Origin of the sequence: Neorhizobium lilium (assembly GCF_004053875.1) — a bacterium.
GTDB lineage: Bacteria > Pseudomonadota > Alphaproteobacteria > Rhizobiales > Rhizobiaceae > Neorhizobium > Neorhizobium lilii.
This window is the reverse complement of sequence record NZ_SBIP01000005.1, coordinates 94,703-113,741: the sequence shown is the minus strand read 5'-3', so window position 1 is coordinate 113,741 and position 19,039 is coordinate 94,703. Positions and strand designations below refer to the sequence as shown.

The following is a 19,039-nucleotide window of genomic DNA, read 5'->3' as shown; positions in this document are numbered from 1 at the left end:
CGGCGTCCCTCAACAAAAACTGATGGCCCCGCCACAAAACCTATTCGTCGTCGTAAAGTCCGGGTTCTATTTCTAATCCCCATGCCGGGGCGGAATACCGGGTGGAGAACCGCCGTCTGGTTGTCTGGAGGAGACGCACCTGTCCGCCGGGTGCAGTTGGCGGGAATCTAGGGAAAGTAATGACCGAGCCGTCCTACGACGTTGCCCATCTGGGCCATATGGAGGTTTATTCCGATCGCTTCGATGAAAGCGTCCGGCTGCTTCGAGGGAGATTTTCGCATCCCTGTCGCAAAGCTTTCCCGGCCTCGACTGGGCCGGCTTCCCGAATTATCAGTTCGAGCGCACCCTTCGGCATGGACGCCGCCGGGCGGCGGAGATGCGCGAAACGGCCTCAAGCCCGCTCAGGATCTACGTTCGACCGTGGCGCGGGTTCTGGAGGCTCGTATCGCCTCCCCATCGACAGAAAACGAGCGAAGTTAACTCGAGACAGGATGCACCTCCTCTCCATGTATACATGCGGACTTGGCCCGTGTGCCGAAAACCGCTAGAATGGCGATCGGCAGAATGCCGATGATCTCCAGCATATCGGAGCAAGCTTTGGAAGAATCGTCACGCTCCACCCACACTGCCCGCGCCCTGATGGAACTGCGCGAAAAGATACTGAGTGGCGACTATCCGGGCGGCACGAGGCTGTTTGAAGTGCCGCTTGCGGAAACCCTTCAGATATCACGCACACCGGTTCGCGAGGTCATGTCGCGGTTGTCGGAAGAAGGCCTGCTCGACCGGCTTCCGAACGGCGGCTTCGCGGTCCGCAGCTTCACCTACGCCGATGCGGTCGATTCAATTGAACTTCGTGGCGTGCTGGAGGGAACGGCCATGCGTCTCGCTGCGGAACGCGGCGTCTCTCAGGAAGGGTTGGAGCGGCTTCATGCCCTGCTAGGCCGGCTTGATGCCTGCTTTAGTGAAGACTTCGGCGAGGTGGACCTCGAAGCCTATTCCAGCCTCAATTCGGCTTTCCATGCTCTCGTGGTGAAGCTTTCCGGCAGCACCGTGATCCGCCGTGAGATCGAACGCGCCACCCGGCTTCCCTTTGCTTCGCCGTCCGCCTTCCTCTCCGGCCGCGCGCATGTTGCAGCCTTTCGCCAGTCGCTGCACATCGCTCAGGACCAGCACCGCTCCATCGTATCGGCGATTACGGCACGCGAAGGCGCGCGGGCAGAATCACTCGGCCGCGAGCACGCGCGGATTGCCCGCAAGAACCTGGAATATGCCGTTCACGAGGCTCCGGAGCTGATCCAGACGGTGCCGGGCCTTGTGCTCCTTTCCTCGTGAGCGGACGCATTTCCTCCTCCGTTTCGCTTTAAGAAATTTCTGCTTGTCTTAGGTGCCGATGGGCTTCATGTATACATCGTGCCCAATGAAAAGGAGGAGCTTTCATGACTAAGGCAAATCTGAGCCATGTTCTGCAGGAGGCAGGCAATACGGTCCGACTTCTACGCAATTCCAAGACCGGCATTTATGTATACCCCGTCGTGGCGCCCGAATTCTCGAACTGGCGCTCGGAACAGGCCGCTTGGCGTGAAACCGCCGTTCTGTTCGACCAGTCGCACCATATGGATGAGCTGGTGGTGGAAGGTCCCGATGCGGCCAAATTCCTGGAAAGCCTCGCCATCAACAGCTTTGCCAATTTCGGCACCAACCGCGCCAAGCATTATGTGCCGGTCACGCCTGCGGGCCATGTGATCGGCGACATGATCATTTTCCGGGAAACGGAACAGAAGTTCGTGCTGGTGGGCCGCGCCCCGACTGCCAACTGGCTTCTCTACAATGCCTCGCTCAGCAAGCACGACGTCAAGCTGACCCACGACCCACGCTCGCCCTCGCGCCCTGACGGCAAGCAGGTGACCCGCATCCATTACCGCTTCCAGATCCAGGGGCCCGATGCGCCGAAGATCTTCGAGAAGATCAATGGCGGCCCCATTCCGGAGATCAAGTTCTTCCATGTAGACTGGATCAATGTCGCAGGCCGCAAGGTCCAGGCGCTGCGCCATGGCATGGCCGGCGCTCCCGGCCTGGAGATCTGGGGGCCTTACGCAGAGAAGGACGAAGTGCGGGACGCGATCGTCAAGGCCGCGCAGGAAGCAGGCGTCGATCTTCGCCTCGTCGGAAGCCGTGCCTATGCAAGCAACACGCTGGAATCCGGCTGGATCCCCTCGCCGCTTCCGGCGATCTACACGGGCGATGAGCTTCAGGCCTATCGCGACTGGTTGTCTGCCGGCAGCTATGAGGCCAGCGGCTCCATCGGCGGCAGCTTCGTGTCCAAGAATATCGCGGATTACTATCTCAATCCCTATGAGCTCGGTTACGGCGTCTATGTGAAGTTCGACCACGATTTCGTCGGGCGGGCGGCGGTGGAAAAGCAGAAGCAAACGCCGCAGCGCCGCAAGGTGACATTCGAGTGGAATCCGGAGGATGTGGTCAAGGTCATCGCCTCGGCCTTCCAGCCCGGGGAACAGGCGGCAAAGTGGATCGACTTCCCGCTTTCCAACTACGCCTCATCCAGCTTCGACAAGATCCTGAAGGATGGCAAGGTCGTCGGTCTGTCCATGTTCAACGGCTACAGCTACAACGAGCGCGCCATGCTTTCGCTCGGCGTGGTCGATCCGTACATCAAGGATAACGACGTCCTGACGCTCATCTGGGGAGAGCCGGATGGCGGCACGGAGAAAACGTCCGTAGAACAGGGCCACCGACAAGCGGAAATCCGCGTGCGCGTTGCACCCGTACCCTATGCTCAGGAAGCGCGTGAAAATTACGCCGAAAGTTGGCGCACAAAGAAAGCCATCTGACGAGCCGGCGTGCGAGAAATCACCTCTCGCACGCCACTCCGTTCAATTCGGCCGGGCGTTTCATCCCGAGCAGAGGGAGGAGGATGGAAATGGCATTGATGAATTTCTTCAAGGGCAAGTCGGAGGACAGCCTTTCCGGCGCGGCGCGTTTCAGCGACATGATCGGCGGCTATTCGATCGAAGTCATGCCGCGCACGGCCGCCAAGATCGACGATTTCAAGTCGCTGCTACCCTCAGGCACCCGCGTTTATATCGCCCATATCGATGGGACGCCGATCGAGGACATGGTGGAGACGGCACGCCGTCTTCATGACGATGGCTTCCCGGTCATGCCGCATTTCCCCTCCCGCATCATCCCGAGCGCAGCCATTCTGGAAGACTGGATCAAGCGATACAGAAACGAAGCAGGTGTGGACCAAGCCCTGCTTCTCGGCGGCGGCGTCTCGACGCCGGCCGGTGATTTTCACAGCTCCATGCAGCTGATCGAGTCGGGCCTGTTCGACCGCTACGGCTTCAAGCGTCTTCATGTCGCAGGCCATCCGGAAGGCAACAAGGACATCGATCTCGACGGTGGCACGCGGCTTGTGGATGAGGCCTTGATGTTGAAACAGCTATATGCTGAACGCACGGACGCGCAGCTTGCCATCACCACACAGTTCGCCTTCGATGCAAAGCCGGTCATCGCCTGGGCGGAGCGAATCGCGGCTGCGGGCATAAAGCTTCCCATCCATCTCGGTATTGCCGGCCCCACCAAGCTCCAGACGCTGCTCAAGTTCGCGATCAGCTGCGGTGTCGGCCCGTCCATCAGTGTGCTTCAGAGGCGCGCCATGGATCTGAGCAAGCTGCTGCTTCCCTACGAACCAACGGACGTCCTGACGGAGATTGCCGATTACAAGGCGGCACATCCGGAAAGCCTGATCGACCGGATTCACGTCTTCCCTCTCGGCGGCATTCGCGCCAGCGCGGAATGGATGAACGAGCGCCTGAGTATGCGCCGCGCCGAAAGCCTCTGATCACGAGGCTCCATCGCTTGCGGCTCACTCGTTTTCGGAAGGCCTGCCGCCGATCCGGTCGATATAGAGCTGCGCCGAGCGGGCGATGATCGCCTGGCCTCCACTGGCGATGTTCTGCCCGGCAAAGGCGCCGTAGATCCGTTCTATCGGCCATGCCGCCAGCCGCTCTGCAACATCCGCGACTTCAGTTACGCTGAGCGGGATCATGTTCGGATAGCTCCACATGAACGATACCCGGTTCCGCCCGGGCGTCACCTGCACGATGTCGCCGGCCAGCAGCACGCCCATGCCGTCATCGGCGGTCCAGTGCAGAACCGTGCCGCCGGGAAAATGGCCGCCGCCATGCACCAGCGTGACATTGGCGGACAGGGCCAGCGCATCCTCCTCCCACAGACGGATATGGTCCGACGGACGGCAGATCCATTGCTGGTCGGCGGCATGCAGGTAGATCGGCGCGTCGAAAGCGGCTGCCCAATCCTGCATGGTCGTGTAGTAATGGGGGTGCGAGATGGCGATCGCGCTCAGTCCACCAAGTCCTGCGATCAGCAACTTCGTCGCGTCGTCCAGCAGAGCGACGCAGTCCCAGAGAATATTGCCGGTGGGCGTGCGCAGCAGCAGCGCCCGCTGATTGATGGCAAAGGATGGCACTGTCTGAATGGCAAGAAGACCGGGCTCGATCTGCTGCCAGCTGTTGCGGTGTGACTGCGCCAGCTGCTCGGGCGACGTCCAGGCCTGACCGGAAGCCGGCACATATTGCCGCCCGTCCATGCAGATCGGGCAGATCTCTGGTGCCACGCCTGCCTCGAAAGAGGTCCCGCAAGCGCAGCAAAGAAATACCGTCATTCCACTCTCCAGAATTGTGCTTCCCCATTGACAACAAATGCCGTGAGGAAATCAACCGAAGCGACGAAACAAAGGCGTCCTGATGACGCTGTGGGTAGTAAACCGCCTTCTCCGCAAACCGTTCACGATTTCCAAAGGCCGGATGGTTACACTGAAACAGGACAGGAGACGGGCGCCGAAGACATGGTAAAACAATCGGAGAGGCTGCTTAATCTGGACCTTCTACGGCTGGCTTCAGCGTTAATGGTCCTTCTCTTTCACTATGGGTTCCGCATGCGGATCTCGGGTGAAGGCGGAGGTGTCGGCTTTCCGGAACTGGCGCCGATGGCCGTATGGGGCGATGTCGGCCTTCTCATCTTCTTCGCCATTTCCGGCTATGTCATCACCATGTCGGCGGAAGGGCGTTCGGCCTACGCCTTCGCTGCGGGTCGTATAGGCCGCCTCTGGCCGACCTTCATGGTCTGCGCAACGATCACCGCGATCGTCCTGACGTTCCTTCCGGTCCCGACGCTGCCTGCGCCCACACTCGGCCAATGGCTCGCACATGTGTTCATCATTTCGCGGGCGCTCGGACAGCCTTTTCTCGACGGCGCCTATTGGACGATCGCCTACGAGATCATATTCTACGGCTGGATTTTTCTGTTGATTGCGGTCGGCATTTTCGAGCGATACTGGCGCGTCATCGTGACCATCTGGCTCGCATTATCGGTGCTCAACGAAAGCCTGATCCACAGCGGCGCCCTCGAGAAATTGCTGATTACGTCCTATTCTGGCTATTTCGCCTTTGGCCTTGCCTTGTTCAGGCTGAGGATGTCCTTCTCGTGGACCGGAGCCGGCGTGCTTTTGGCAGCTGCCTGCTGGGCAGCGGCGACACCCTTTTTGACAGAACCGGAATTTGTAGCAACCTACGGCATGGACCGCAGCATGACCGGGCTCTTGCTGATGGGTCCCGTTGCGCTCGTTGCAGTGGCAATTGCAGCACTTCTGCCCTCGCTGCCCATCAAGCCGGCGCTCGCAGTCACCTTGGGCGGCCTCACTTATCCGCTCTACCTGCTGCACCAGAACATCGGTTATGCAGTCTTTGCAAACTTCGGCACGACGCAGAGCCGTTGGCTGCTGCTCGGCGCTATCCTTACGGTCATCACAGCCCTATCGCTCGCCATTTCAAAAACCGTCGAGCCGCCGGCGCGGCGGGCTATCATCGCAGCCTCGCTTCGCCTGCAGGCTCGTCTATCTCGGTCGCCACAGAAAACTGCCTGATCCCGCAGACAAGACCACCGGCACCTCGCGATGCCGGCGGGCTTCCAAATCGGTATCAGCCGTTGAGGTAGGGCCAGACTTCGTGCCCACCGCGCCAGATCATTTCGAGCGCCACGTAAAGGATCACGACAAGGCCGACATAGGCAATCCACCGGTGCTTGTTGAGGAGGCGCGCGATGAAGCTTGCCGCTATGCCCATGAGAGCGACGGAAAGAACCAGACCGAAGATCAGGACACCCGGATGCTCATGCGCGGCACCGGCCACAGCCAGCACATTGTCGAGCGACATGGAGACGTCGGCAAGAACGATTTGCCAGGCAGCCTGGGCAAAGGTCTTTCCCGGAGCCCCGCCAGCGGCAGTGCCATCCTCATTGAGCGCGGCACCTTCGAGCGCCGCTTCCGCATCCGTCTGCTGGTGGGAGGAGCGCAGCTCACGCCACATCTTCCAGCAGACCCAAAGCAGAAGCACGCCACCGGCCAACAGAAGGCCGACGATCTGAAGAAGCTGCGTCGTCGCAAGCGCAAAACCGATGCGAAGCACGGTGGCGGCGATAATCCCGACCAGGATTGCCTTGCCACGCTGCGCTTTCGGCAGGCCGGCAGCCGCCAGACCGATGACGATCGCGTTATCCCCGGCCAGAACCAGGTCGATCATGATAACTTGCAGAAGCGCCGATAACGCCTCGGCAGAAAGAAATTCGCTCATATGGCACCATTCTAAGCGGGGCGCCTCATGACGTGAAACTCCGGCAGCAGCTGGCTCGAAGCCAGATTATACGACTGCATTCTGCGGAGAATTCCACGGACACCAGGCACCTGAGTTGGACAAATCCAGTCCGACATCGCAGCTCATAAAATGAGCTGCCAGAGGGGCCCGGTCCTGGCGACGCCAGATTTAGCGTTCCCGCGCCGGAAACTCAAGGAAATTTGATCGCATCGTGTTGGATGAGGAAACCTGCGCACCCGGAAGCAGCGCCGCACTTGGGGCTCCGTGGAAGGAATAAGGCGTCGGGACGAACCGACGCCTTATCAAAGAACTCCATACGCCCGGCGCTTCGGGCCTGTTCGGTTATTTCTTGAGCCGGTTTTGCAAGCTATCCACGATGCGCTTGCCGAGCGCCTCATAATCTTCATCGAAATGGTGCCCGCCCTCGATGGGAACGGTTTCGACGCCCTTGTTCTTGAGAGCAACGCAGGGGTCGTCATCCTCGTCAGTGCCATAGATGCACTGGACGACCTTGGGGTCGATCTTGGCTATGTCTTCGAGCGAATTGCCGCCTTTTCCATCTCCCGCGACACCGAGCCAGCCGGTGACGGAAATCACGAAATCGACCTCCTTGGACAGCGCCAGAAGCGACATCTGCCGCACGCGACTTTTGTCCGGCTTGGACAGCAGATTGTAGGTCGCAGGGATGACGTCCGCGCCGAAGGAATAACCGATCAGCACGATGTTCGAGACGCCCCACTTGCGACGGTAGGTGTCCATGATGCGGCCGAGATCCGCCGCGGTTTCCTTGGGCGTCCGCTCGGACCAGAAATAGCGCAGGGAATCGATGCCGACGACGGGGATGCCCTGCTCCTGCAGATAGCCACCTACCTCGCTGTCCAGATCCCGCCAGCCGCCATCGCCCGAATAGATGATCGCCATCGTGTTCATGGTCGGCTTGGTGTCGAGAATGGTGAGCGGAAGATCGAGCGGCTGGTTGTTCTGGCCGGTTGCCGAAACGGCATCGGTCAGAAGATCCATGAAGACATCGCCCGGCTTTCCGTCCTGCTCCTCGATATCGACTTCCGAATGCTCCTTCTTCAGGCTCTGGGCATGAGCACGCCCACCAGCATCGGCCTCCGGCGTGAAACCGATTGTCACTGCCGCCGGGATGGGGCCGTCCTGGAAGCCGTAGATCGTCCGGTCGCCGGCCTTGTCCTTGGAGGCAGGGGTACAAAGCTCCTTCTGGAGCGGAATGCCGGCGGCAGGATCGACCGCAACGGCAGCACTGATCGTGGCGAGCGGGCTCTGCGAGATCATTGCAAGCGCAATTGCGCCGCCATCGCCAATGCCGGCGACGATCGGATGGCGATAGACGGGGTTACCCACCCGGCGCTGTACCTGCTGCGCCATGTCTTCGATATCCGATACCATGTAGACGCAATCGCCGTCATCGGCAGCAAGGGCGCGCAGATAGGAGGGATAGTCGATCCCGACCACGGCCGCACCGGCATCCACCAATTCCTTGGCCTGGGCTTCTTCGCGATCTCCCCATCCTTGGCCTTGTGAGATCAGGAAAACCATGCCCGACAGTTCCTTGCCGTTCGGCAGGAAAACATGCGGCGAAGGGATCATGCCCGTCTGGTACTCGCCCGATTGGGGGGACGAGGATTGCTGGGCAGTTACGGATGGTTGCTGGGCCGTGGGTGGAACCGGCGCCGCAGCCTGCTGCGCCCAGGCGCCTGAGAAGCCGCAGAGCATTACGCCTGCTGCCAGCGAAACAAATCGTGTCATCATCATTTACCGACCACTCCTCTGAGGCCGCCGCCGATCAGGAAGGTGGCATCCATCATGGCGATGGCTGGCCCGACACTCGATACGGCCAGGTAACGCGGCTCCCATCTCGGCTGGAATTTCGACTTGAACGCTTTCAAGCCCTTGAAGTTGTAGAAGCGTTCTCCGTGCTCGAACACAACGCTTCCGACGCGGTCCCATACCGGGGCGGCTTCCCGTTGCGCCATGCCGGACAGCGGCGCCATACCCAGGTTGAACTCGCTGTAACCCGCATCACGGAGATGCTCCATTATCCTGACGAACAGGAAATCCATCGACCCCTTCGGCGCATCGGGAGCGAACCGCATCAGGTCGACAGTCCCTTCCTTCTTGGTGTCTGTCAGCGACAGAGTGGCGAAAGCGACGATCTGACCCGCCTTGCGCAGCACCGCCACAGGCTGGGCACTGACATAATCGTTCCGGAAGGAGCCAAGGGAAAAGGTCTTTTCGCGGGTCTCATGCAGCTCCAGCCAGGAATCCGATACCCGCCTCAAGTCCTCGATGCTCGCCATCACGTTCGGTTGCGGGATGACCTCGAACTCCAGCCCCTCTCGAACACCCTTGTTCACTGCCTGCCGAAGGCTGGCGAGCTTGCTGCCCTTGAGGTCGAAGCCGGAGAGCTCGACGATGGCGAGTTCTCCCAACTTGAACGCTCTGAGGCCAGCATCTGCGCAGTAAGGCAGAAGGGCGGGCGAGATCTGGTAGAAGATGGCGCGTCCGCCCTGAGACCGGGCCTCTTCCACGAAGCGCCAGACCAGTTCGGGCGTCTCCCGGGCTGGGCCGACCGGGTCGAACAGCGCGATCCATGACCGTCCCTGAATCCCGTACATGATGAAGGCGCTGCCGTTGTCCGAGAACATCAGCCGCTTGTCTCCCATTCTCACGAGATTGGCGTCGGCCCAATCCTGCGCCATCACGATGGAAACCGCCTTCTCGAGATCCTCGGGGGAGGAAAAAGCAGTTCGGGTGGCTGCCGGCCGCAGAAGGCTGAACACCGAAATGGCGGCGGCGACAATGGCCATCCCGAGAATGGCGCGCAGGCCCCGGGGGGCTTCGCCAGAGAACTCGAACTGCCACCAGATATCATGGCTGTAGTCCACCTCACGGTAGACGAAGAAGAGAATGGTGAGGGCGGCAGCCATCAGGATGAGCATCGCCACGATCCAGGGCGGCGTCAGCACCTGTCGCAAGAGCGACGCCGGCCGATTGAAGAGCTTTGCGCTGAGGAGCAGCCCGACGATCAGGATCACCAGAAACGACGCTTCGAAGAGCGCGATGGCCCGGACGAAGGAAAACAGAAGCGCAAGCGAAGCACAGATCGTTGCCGTCCACCAGGCACCATCCAGGCGCTGCGAAATACCTCGCGACGTCACGAACAGCACCAGGCCGAGAATACTGGACAGAAAGTGCGCACTCTCCACTAGGGGAAGCGGCAGGTAATTCGAAATGATACTAAGATCGGAATCCGGCGTCGGGGTCACGCTGGAAAAGACCAGCATGGCGCCAGCGATGAGCGCGAAGGCCGCAAGCAGCAATGGCGCCAGCCGGAACTCCAGCTTGCGCAGGGTCGATGCAACCGGATGATGGGCGAGTTGCTGAACTTCCAGCGCAATGATGAACAGTGTCGCCACCAGCAGAGGCAGCACGTGATAGATGACGCGGTAGAGGACCAGGCTTCCGAGCACCTGGTCGATATCGACGGTATTGCCCAGAGCCGCGACGATGATGGTTTCAAAAACGCCGAGCCCGGCCGGAACGTGACTCAGAACGCCGGCGCCCACGGCCGTCGCATAGATGGCGAGGAAAGACGGCCAGCTTATCCCGGTCCCCGGGGGCAGGAGGACGTAGAGGACGGAAGCCGAAGCTGCGATATCCAGTGCCGTGATCAGGAACTGTTGCGAGGAGGTGCGGGTATCGGGAAGCCGCAATTTCAGCTTTCCAAGCGTGATTTCCCGGCCGTCGCGGCCGATGATCACAAGGACGGACAGCGCCGCGATGATGGCGACCGCAATGGCGCGCACCCAGATTACGTCGATGCCGAGAAGCTGGCCGATGCGTGGCGCTGTCACCAGCGACGACAAGGCCGTGACGGCAAGCAGACCGATCCCAAAGGCAAGCGTCACGAATGCGATAACGCGGCCGATATCGTCGGGGGAAAGCCCGAGCCTCGAATACCCGCGGAAGCGAATGGCGCCGCCGCTCAAGGCACCGAAGCCGGCCGTATTTCCAACCGCATAGGCGCTGAAGCCCGTCATCGCCACCGGCACGAAGCGCAGCTTTTTTCCGATATAAGCAAGCGCGTTAAGGTCATAGCCTATCAGGGCTATGAAGCTCAGGGCGGTGAAGAAAATCGCAAGACCGATGGAAGACCAGCTCGTGGCGGTAAGGGCGTCAAGGACGTCCTCGTATCGAACCTCGGTGGTAAGGTCGTAGATCGCGAATGTGGTGAAGCCGAAGACGATAAGAACGGCGATGGGTACGAGATAACCGCGATAGCTTTCGAGCGTTTCACGAAAGCTAATCTGCTGACGGTTCATTGAACTCATGATCTTTGCCGGGTGTTGAAGCTACCGCGTACTGTGGTTAAGCGGCCAGCAAAAGCAACTGGAACACGGCTATAATGTGTCGCAGTTGCCTGTGAATTAAACAGATATTTGGAGAGAGGCCGGGACGCCTGCGACTTTCCTGCGCGGTCCTTCGCGGCAATCCCTGACCGAAAATGATTGCCGGCATGGAAAAAGGCGAGGCATGACTGCCCCGCCCTCCTGTTCACAAAATTCGGCCTGGTTAACGGCGCTGGTTATAGACATCGACGCAAACGGCGCCGAGCAGAACCAGGCCCTTGATGACCTGCTGGTAGTCGATGCCGATGCCGAGGATCGACATGCCATTGTTCATCACGCCCATCAGGAAGGCGCCGATGACGGCACCCGTCACCTTGCCGACGCCGCCATAGGCCGAGGCGCCGCCGATGAAGCAGGCTGCAATAACGTCGAGCTCGAAGCCCGTGCCGGCCTTCGGCGTGGCGCTGTTGAGGCGCGCTGCGACGACGAGACCGCCGAGTGCTGCAAGCACGCCCATGTTGACGAAGGTCCAGAACACCAGACGCGTGGTCTTGATGCCTGAAAGTTCGGCTGCACGGGCATTGCCGCCGACGGCGTAGATCTGCCGGCCAATGATGGTGCGGTTGGTGAAGAAACCGTAGGCGACGATCAGGACGCCCATGATGATCAAAACGTTCGGCAGACCGCGATGCGAAGCGATCAGATAGGCGACATAGCCGATCGCTGCCAGAACGACGATGTTCTTGCCGATGAAGAAGGCCATCGGCTCGGTCTCGACGTCGTGCAACATGCGACGGGCACGGCTGCGGAAGTTCTGCCACACCAGGAGTGCGGCAAGCAGCAGGCCGAGAATGAACGACGTCAGGTAAAGACCACCATCCGAGGAGATCAGTTCAGGAATGAAGCCGGAAGAGAGCTTCTGGAACGTCGGATCGAAAGGACCGATGGAACGACCGCTGAGCACCGCGATCATAAACCCGCGGAAGACCAGCATCCCGGCAAGCGTGACGATAAACGACGGTATCTTGAAATACGCGACGAAATATCCCTGGATAGCCCCGATTGCCCCACCGAGGACAAGGCACAGAAGGCTCGCAGTGACGAAGTCGAAATTATACTGAACCATCAGCATCGCCGCCACCGCGCCGATGAAGCCGGCAACCGAACCGACCGAGAGGTCGATATGGCCGGTCACGATCACCATCAGCATGCCGAGCGCCATGATGACGATATAGCTGTTCTGGAGAACGATATTGGTGATGTTGAGCGGCTTCAAAAGCACGCCACCCGTAGCGACCTGGAAGAAGATGACGATCACGACCAGGGAGATCAGCATCCCATAGTCGCGAAGATTGTCCTTCCAGAAACCCGTCGCCGCCTTGGGAGCGGTAATTGCTTCCTGCGGAGTGCTCATGATTATCTCCCTTTGCGGCGCATGATAGCGCGCATGATATTTTCCTGCGTTGCCTGCTCGCCGGCGACTTCGCCGACGAACTCGCCCTCGTGCATCACCATGATCCTGTCGCAGATGCCGATCAGCTCCGGCATTTCCGACGAGATCACCACGACAGCCTTACCGGCATCCGCAAGTTCGTTAATGATGGAATAGATTTCGTATTTCGCGCCGACGTCGATGCCGCGCGTTGGCTCGTCCAGGATCAGGATGTCCGGGTTGGTGAACAGCCACTTTGACAGCACGACCTTTTGCTGGTTGCCGCCCGACAGCTTGCCGGTCTCCTGGTAAACGTTGTGGCTGCGGATCCGCATGCGGCTGCGGAACTCCTGTGCCACCTTCATTTCACGGATATCGTCGATTACGCCGCGCGTCGAAACGCCGCTCAAGTGTGCGAGCGAGACGTTCTTGCGAATATCCTCCGTCAGGATCAGGCCGAGATGCTTGCGGTCTTCCGTCACATAGGCAAGTCCAGCCTCGATCGCGCGGTGCACGTCCGACGTGTCGGCCGTCTTGCCATGGATCTTCACGGTTCCGGAAATGTCGCGCCCATAGGACTTGCCGAAGACGCTCATCGCGAATTCGGTTCTGCCGGCACCCATCAGTCCTGAAATGCCGACGACCTCGCCGGCGCGGACCTTCATGGATACGTTCTTGACCACCTCGCGGCTGGCATGCTGCGGATGGTGGACGGACCAGTTCTCGACCTCGAAGATCACGTCGCCGATTTTCGGCTCGCGCTTCGGGTAGCGGCTTTCCAGATCGCGGTCCACCATGCGGCGCACGATCTCGTCTTCATCGACCGGACCTTCGTGACAATCGAGCGTGCCGACAGTCCGGCCGTCACGCAACACCGTGATACGGTCCGCGACTTCCGTGATCTCGTTCAGCTTGTGGCTGATCATGATCGAGGTGATGCCGTTGCGACGGAATTCCTTGAGCAGTTCCAGAAGTGCCGCGCTGTCGGTTTCGTTGAGTGAAGCCGTAGGCTCGTCGAGGATCAGCAGGCGCACATCCTTGGACAGCGCCTTGGCAATCTCCACAAGCTGTTGCTTGCCGATCCCAAGATTGGTGATCAGCGCCTCCGGCACTTCTGAGAGACCGACTTTCGCCAGCAGTTCCTTGGTGCGCTTATAGCGCACGTCCCGGTCGATCACGCCATACTTGGATGGCGCATTGGCGAGAAAGATGTTCTCCGCAATCGACATCAAAGGGATGAGCGCGAGCTCCTGGTGAATGATGATGATTCCGAGTTTTTCGGAATCGTTGATGTCGCGAAAATGGCGTTCTTCTCCCTCGAAAAGGATAGAACCCTCATAGGACCCATGCGGGTAAACACCCGACAGAACCTTCATCAGCGTTGATTTGCCGGCACCGTTTTCGCCGACCAACGCGTGAATTTCGCCTTCCTTGACGGTGAAGCTGACATCCGAAAGCGCCTTTACGGCGCCAAAGCTCTTTGAAATGCCGCGCATTTCAAGGATCGGCGGCTTCTCCGTTTGCGATACGGGATCAGGCATAGCGACTCCACAATCGGAAAAATTGCGCGGCGGACGAGCCGCCGCGCAATCATGAATGACTTACTTGAGCTGCGATTCTTTGTAGTAACCGCTGTCGACGAGGAGCTTCCAGTTGGTCTTGTCGATGACAACCGGCTTCAGCAGGAAGGCAGGAACGACTTTCTTGCCGTTGTCGTAGGTCTTGGTGTCGTTGACAACAGGCTCCTTGCCGTTCATGGCAGCATCGACCATGTCGACGGTGACCTTGGCAAGATCGCGGGTGTCCTTGAAGATGGTCGAATACTGCTCGCCGGCAATGATCGACTTGACCGAGGGAACTTCAGCGTCCTGGCCGGACACGAAAGGCATCGGCATGTCGCCGGAACCGTAACCGACGCCCTTGACCGAAGACAGAATGCCGATCGAGATGCCGTCGTAAGGCGACAGAACAGCGCTCAGCTTCTTGTCGGAATAGGTCGACGAGAGGATGGCGTCCATGCGGGACTGGGCGGTTGCCGGGTCCCAACGAAGGGTAGCGACCTGGTCCATGCCGGTCTGGCCGCTGCCAACCTTCAGCACGCCCTTGTCGATCAGCGGCTGCAGAACGCTCATCGCGCCGTTGTAGAAGAAGTAGGCGTTGTTGTCGTCCGGCGAACCGCCGAACAGCTCGATGTAGAACGGGCCCTTCTCGGTGTCGGCCTTGAGAGCCTTGACGAGCGAGGTTGCCTGCAGAACGCCGACCTGGAAGTTGTCGAAGGTCGCGTAGTAGCTGACATTCGGCGTATCGCGGATCAGGCGGTCATAGGCGATGACCTTGATCTTCTGGTCTGCAGCCTGCTGCAGCACGTCCGACAGCGTCGTGCCGTCGATCGAAGCGACGACCAGAACCTTGGCACCCTTGGTGATCATGTTCTCGATCTGGGACAGCTGGTTCGGAACGTCGTCTTCAGCGTACTGAAGATCGACGTCATAGCCGCGCTCCTTCAGAACCTTGACCATGTTGTCGCCATCGGCGATCCAGCGTGCCGAGGACTTGGTCGGCATGGCAACGCCGACCAGACCCTTGTCCGCAGCGCCGGCCGGCGCCGTAAAGGCAAAGCCAGCCAGAACAGTTGCAGCCGTCAAAAGTTTAAGAATATTCATTGTCACTCCTCCGTTGCAGCAGCTCCCTTCGAGCTGCCGAAGTTCATAGAGAGGATGGCTCCTCGCCACCCTCAAGACCCGCTCGGGTCAATGGTTGTCGCGCGGCAGGCCTTCCGTCTGCGCGATACGCTGGTACTTGACCGCCAGCTCGAGAACCGCTCCCGTTTCCAGCTGTCCGACGACGCCGCGCTGGATCTCCTGCCAGGGCGTCTGGTGCTTCGGATAATGATATCCGCCGTCACGCGCAAGCGCCTCCCGACGAGCGTTCAGCTCTTCCTCGGAGATCAGGATGTCCGCCGTGCCCCGACCAAGGTCGATACGCACGCGGTCGCCCGTCTTCAGCAGAGCAAGGCCACCGCCGGCAGCCGCTTCCGGCGAGGCGTTGAGGATGGACGGGCTGCCGGAAGTACCCGACTGGCGACCGTCGCCGATGCAGGCAAGCGAGGTGATCCCGCGCTTGAGCAGATAATCAGGCGCGCGCATGTTGACCACTTCCGCGGCACCCGGATAGCCGATCGGCCCGGCGCCGCGCATGAACAGAACCGAATGCTCATCGATCTCCAGCGACGGATCGTCGATGCGGTGATGGTAGTCTTCCGGTCCGTCGAACACGACAGCCCTGCCCTCGAAGGCTTCCGGATCGTTGGGGTTGGAAAGATAGCGTTCACGGAACTCCGGTGAGATGACGCTGGTCTTCATGATGGCGGAGGAGAACAGGTTGCCGCGCAGGACGCGGAAGCCTGCATGCGGCTTCAGCGGGTTGTCGTAGGTGCGGATGACCTTGGGATCTTCGATGACGGCGCCGCGGCAGTTCTCGCCGATCGTCTTGCCATTGACGGTCATGGCATCCTCATGGATGAGGCCCTGTTCCATCAGCTGGTTGACGACGGCAGGCACGCCGCCCGCATGGTAATAGTCCTCGCCGAGATATTCGCCGGCCGGCTGCAGGTTGACCAGCAGCGGAATTTCTTCGCCATAGGTCTGCCAGTCGTCGACGGAGAGTTCCACGCCGATGTGGCGGGCGAGTGCATTGAGGTGGATCGGCGCATTGGTCGAGCCGCCGATCGCCGAGTTGACCCGAATGGCGTTGACGAAGGCATCCTTGGTCAGGATATCCGAAGGCTTGAGGTCTTCCTTGACCATCTCGACGATGCGCAGGCCCGTCAGATAGGACACTTCCTGGCGATCGCGATAGGGGGCCGGGATCGCGGCCGAGCCCGGAAGCTGCATGCCGAGCGCTTCGGCCAGCGAGTTCATCGTGGTCGCGGTGCCCATCGTGTTGCAGTAGCCGGTCGACGGAGCCGACGAGGCAACCAGCTTGACGAAGCCGGCATAGTCGATCTCGCCCTTTGCCAAGAGCTCGCGCGCCTTCCAGACGATCGTGCCCGAGCCGGTGCGCTCGCCGCGGAACCAACCGTTCAGCATCGGGCCGACGGAAAGGGCGATGGCCGGAATGTTGACGGTGGCCGCCGCCATAAGACAGGCCGGGGTCGTCTTGTCGCAGCCGATCGTCAGAACGACGCCGTCAAGCGGATAGCCGTAGAGCACTTCCACCAGACCGAGATAGGCAAGGTTGCGGTCGAGACCGGCAGTCGGCCGCTTGCCTGTTTCCTGGATCGGATGAACCGGAAACTCGATCGCGATCCCGCCCGCTTCGCGAATGCCTTCCCGCAGGCGATGCGCCAGTTCGATATGGTGACGGTTGCAGGGAGAGAGGTCGGAGCCGGTCTGCGCAATGCCGATGATCGGGCGGTCAGACTGAAGCTCGGCCTGGCTGAGGCCGAAGTTCATGTAGCGCTCCAGGTAAAGCGCCGTCATGTCCACGTTCGAAGGATTGTCGAACCAAGCGCGCGACCGAAGCTTCCGCACGTCTTTGCGACGTTCACCCGTCTCGGCGATTTCAGTTGACGGAGCGTTTTCAGAATTGGTCATCTTAGTCCTCGAAAGCATCGGTTTGGATGCGCCGGCCCAGCATGAATGCGTCGGCCACGTGCATCAGGGGCGAAAAATCGGTGTCGCTGCGGCCTTCGGCCACTAGCGCAACGAAATCCCTGTACAGGTTGCGGTATTCCTTGTCTTCTTCGACGATCTGCGGCTGCCCGTCAACGAACAGACGGCTGCCGCCATGCGTCAGCACGATCTGGCCTTCCTCTGTCTCGACCCGGATGTCCCAGGTCTGCGGACCGGTCTGGCGCCAGTCGAACTCTGCGGTCAGCGGTAGGCCGCTGCCGGTTTCAAACGCGAGGCTGGCTGCGATCGGCGCTGCGCGATTGGCCGGGAAGGTCAGGTCGGAGCGCACCAGATGGAATTTTTCCGGCATAATGCGGGTGACGATCGACAAGGCGTTGATGCCCGGATCGAACACGCCGAGACCGCCCGGCTCCCAGATCCAGGCCTGCCCCGGATGCCAGTGCCGCACATCTTCCTTCCACTCGACGGAAAGGCTGCGGATCGTCCGCTCGGCAAGCAGCGCCCGCGCCGGTTCCACGGCTGCAGCCGCGCGCGAATGCCAGGTGGCATAGAGCGAAAGCCCCTTCTCCCTGGCAAGCGCCTCCAGCGCAAACACTTCCGAAAGCGTGGCGCCAGGCGGCTTTTCCAGCATTACGTGCTTGCCCGCTTCCAGCGCGGCCCGCGCCTGCTCGAAGCGACCCTGCGGCGGCGTGCATAGCGAAACCGCGTCGATATCCACATCGGCGGCAAGCAGATCGGCAATGTCGTGGAAACAGTGGATGTTTTCGAGCTTGGCATGACGGCTCGCAACCGCCACGAGCTCTATACCGTCGGTCGCTTCGATAGCGCCGAGATGCTGGTCCCGGGCGATCTTGCCCAGACCCACGATAGCGAGACGAATGGATGCCATTCCTGCCTCCCCCTAGAGCGACTTGATCACGACCGGCTTCTCAGCGGCCACGGCAAGACGGTTGACGAGCGGAAGCTTGAAGGGATCGGCCGAGATCTCGAAGACGTCGCCAATTTCGGTCTTGATCCCGTGCGTGACGGAGAGCGTTGCCGTTCCGAAGAAATGCACATGCAGGTCGCCCGGCGCGCAGAAGATGTCATACTTGAAGTTGTGGTATTCGAGATTGGCAATCGTGTGGGACATGTTCGCTTCGCCGGACAGGAAAGGCTTTTCGAAGATAACCTCATTGCCGCGACGAATGCGTGACGTGCCCTCCACATGGGCTGGCAAATCGCCGACCAGAAGTTCGGCGCCGAGCGATGCCTGGCGCAGCTTGGAATGAGCAAGCCAGAGATAGTTGCCGCGCTCCGTCACGTGGTCGGAAAATTCATTGGCAAGGCAGAAGCCGACGCGGAACGGCGTGCCGTCCGGACCGATCAGATAGATTGCCGCCAGTTCCGGCTCTTCCCCGCCGTCGAGCGCGAACGATGGGGACACAAGATCCTCACCGGTTGCGCGTAGCTGGGAACCATTGCCCTTGTAGAACCATTCAGGCTGGACGCCGGCCTCGCCGGGCTTGGGCTTGCCGCCCTCGACGCCCATAAGGAACATGCGCATGGAATCGGTCGGCTTTTCTTCCGACTGAGCCGCCTTGTGCATCTTGTCTCGGCCGTCTGCCGAGCCGAGATGGGTAAGGCCGGTGCCGGCGACGATGAAATGCGCCGGATCGGGATGTGTGATCGGCAGCGCCAGCCGCCCTTCGAACCCTGCGGCGAGAAGATCGACTTCATCGCCAAGTCCAGCTGCATCGATCTCCTGCGAGAGACTGCGGCCGGCTGCAATCGCCTTCATTGCCAGTTCATAGGTGGACGAAACGCCGTTGACCGTGCGGGCGGCATTTTCACCATCCCACGCAACAACCCGCAATGCGCCGGCATCGCCAGCAACCTGAAGAACTCGCAGCATAAAATTCATCA

Annotated in this window: 15 protein-coding genes; 5 read left to right on the top strand and 10 right to left on the bottom strand. The window is 60.3% G+C overall.

The features are described 5' to 3' along the window. Positions 1–271 precede the first annotated feature (271 nt). The 4 genes from EPK99_RS21435 to EPK99_RS21420 all read left to right on the top strand — a co-directional run bounded on the left by EPK99_RS21435 (position 272) and on the right by EPK99_RS21420 (position 3,862). Entirely contained in the window at positions 272–574 is a 303-nt protein-coding gene (locus EPK99_RS21435) for a DUF1932 domain-containing protein (protein WP_128445303.1), read from the top strand. Then, entirely contained in the window at positions 550–1,332 is a 783-nt protein-coding gene (locus EPK99_RS21430; protein WP_245582520.1) for a GntR family transcriptional regulator, read from the top strand. Before EPK99_RS21435 ends, EPK99_RS21430 begins: the two co-directional genes overlap by 25 nt. Before the next feature lie 104 nt (positions 1,333–1,436). After that, positions 1,437–2,849, top strand: a complete 1,413-nt coding sequence (ligM, locus tag EPK99_RS21425; RefSeq protein WP_128445135.1) for a vanillate/3-O-methylgallate O-demethylase — start codon at positions 1,437–1,439, stop codon at positions 2,847–2,849. Between the two features lie 89 nt (positions 2,850–2,938). Beyond that, complete coding sequence (locus EPK99_RS21420) at positions 2,939–3,862, top strand: methylenetetrahydrofolate reductase (protein ID WP_128445134.1); 924 nt, start codon at positions 2,939–2,941, stop codon at positions 3,860–3,862. A gap of 24 nt (positions 3,863–3,886) precedes the next feature. On the opposite strand, the gene EPK99_RS21415 is transcribed toward EPK99_RS21420, so the two are convergent. After that, a complete protein-coding gene (locus EPK99_RS21415) occupies positions 3,887–4,705 on the bottom strand; it encodes an MBL fold metallo-hydrolase (RefSeq protein WP_128445133.1) in 819 nt (272 codons plus the stop codon). A gap of 183 nt (positions 4,706–4,888) precedes the next feature. Here EPK99_RS21415 and EPK99_RS21410 point away from each other — a divergent pair, with 183 nt between their 5' ends. Further along, the gene (locus EPK99_RS21410) at positions 4,889–5,965 is read left to right on the top strand and encodes an acyltransferase family protein (protein WP_128445132.1); all 1,077 of its coding nucleotides are present in this window, start codon (positions 4,889–4,891) and stop codon (positions 5,963–5,965) included. Between the two features lie 55 nt (positions 5,966–6,020). Here the strand turns inward: EPK99_RS21410 and EPK99_RS21405 are convergent, their stop codons facing one another. From EPK99_RS21405 to araD1, 9 genes are all read right to left on the bottom strand, one after another. Beyond that, the gene (locus EPK99_RS21405) at positions 6,021–6,671 is read right to left on the bottom strand and encodes a TerC family protein (protein ID WP_128445131.1); all 651 of its coding nucleotides are present in this window, start codon (positions 6,669–6,671) and stop codon (positions 6,021–6,023) included. Between the two features lie 363 nt (positions 6,672–7,034). Further along, positions 7,035–8,432, bottom strand: coding sequence for an AcvB/VirJ family lysyl-phosphatidylglycerol hydrolase (locus tag EPK99_RS21400; protein WP_128445301.1), 1,398 nt, complete (start codon positions 8,430–8,432; stop codon positions 7,035–7,037). Positions 8,433–8,467: 35 nt separating this feature from the next. Then, entirely contained in the window at positions 8,468–11,050 is a 2,583-nt protein-coding gene (mprF, locus tag EPK99_RS21395; protein WP_128445130.1) for a bifunctional lysylphosphatidylglycerol flippase/synthetase MprF, read from the bottom strand. A 241-nt stretch (positions 11,051–11,291) separates the two neighbouring features. Further along, positions 11,292–12,482 carry a multiple monosaccharide ABC transporter permease gene (gene mmsB / locus EPK99_RS21390; RefSeq protein ID WP_128445129.1) on the bottom strand — a complete coding sequence of 397 codons (1,191 nt, stop codon included), beginning with the start codon at positions 12,480–12,482 and terminating at the stop codon, positions 11,292–11,294. A gap of 2 nt (positions 12,483–12,484) precedes the next feature. Further along, positions 12,485–14,041, bottom strand: coding sequence for a multiple monosaccharide ABC transporter ATP-binding protein (gene mmsA, locus EPK99_RS21385; RefSeq protein WP_128445128.1), 1,557 nt, complete (start codon positions 14,039–14,041; stop codon positions 12,485–12,487). A gap of 60 nt (positions 14,042–14,101) precedes the next feature. After that, positions 14,102–15,163 (bottom strand): multiple monosaccharide ABC transporter substrate-binding protein, encoded by a 1,062-nt coding sequence (gene chvE, locus EPK99_RS21380; protein ID WP_128445127.1) that lies wholly within the window; start codon positions 15,161–15,163, stop codon positions 14,102–14,104. Between the two features lie 87 nt (positions 15,164–15,250). Continuing rightward, entirely contained in the window at positions 15,251–17,095 is a 1,845-nt protein-coding gene (locus EPK99_RS21375) for an IlvD/Edd family dehydratase (protein WP_128445126.1), read from the bottom strand. A gap of 1 nt (position 17,096) precedes the next feature. After that, positions 17,097–18,023 (bottom strand): Gfo/Idh/MocA family protein, encoded by a 927-nt coding sequence (locus EPK99_RS21370; protein ID WP_128445125.1) that lies wholly within the window; start codon positions 18,021–18,023, stop codon positions 17,097–17,099. Positions 18,024–18,035: 12 nt separating this feature from the next. Further along, positions 18,036–19,028: an AraD1 family protein gene (gene araD1 / locus EPK99_RS21365; RefSeq protein ID WP_128445124.1), complete on the bottom strand. Its 993-nt coding sequence runs from the start codon at positions 19,026–19,028 to the stop codon at positions 18,036–18,038. Positions 19,029–19,039: the final 11 nt, after the last annotated feature.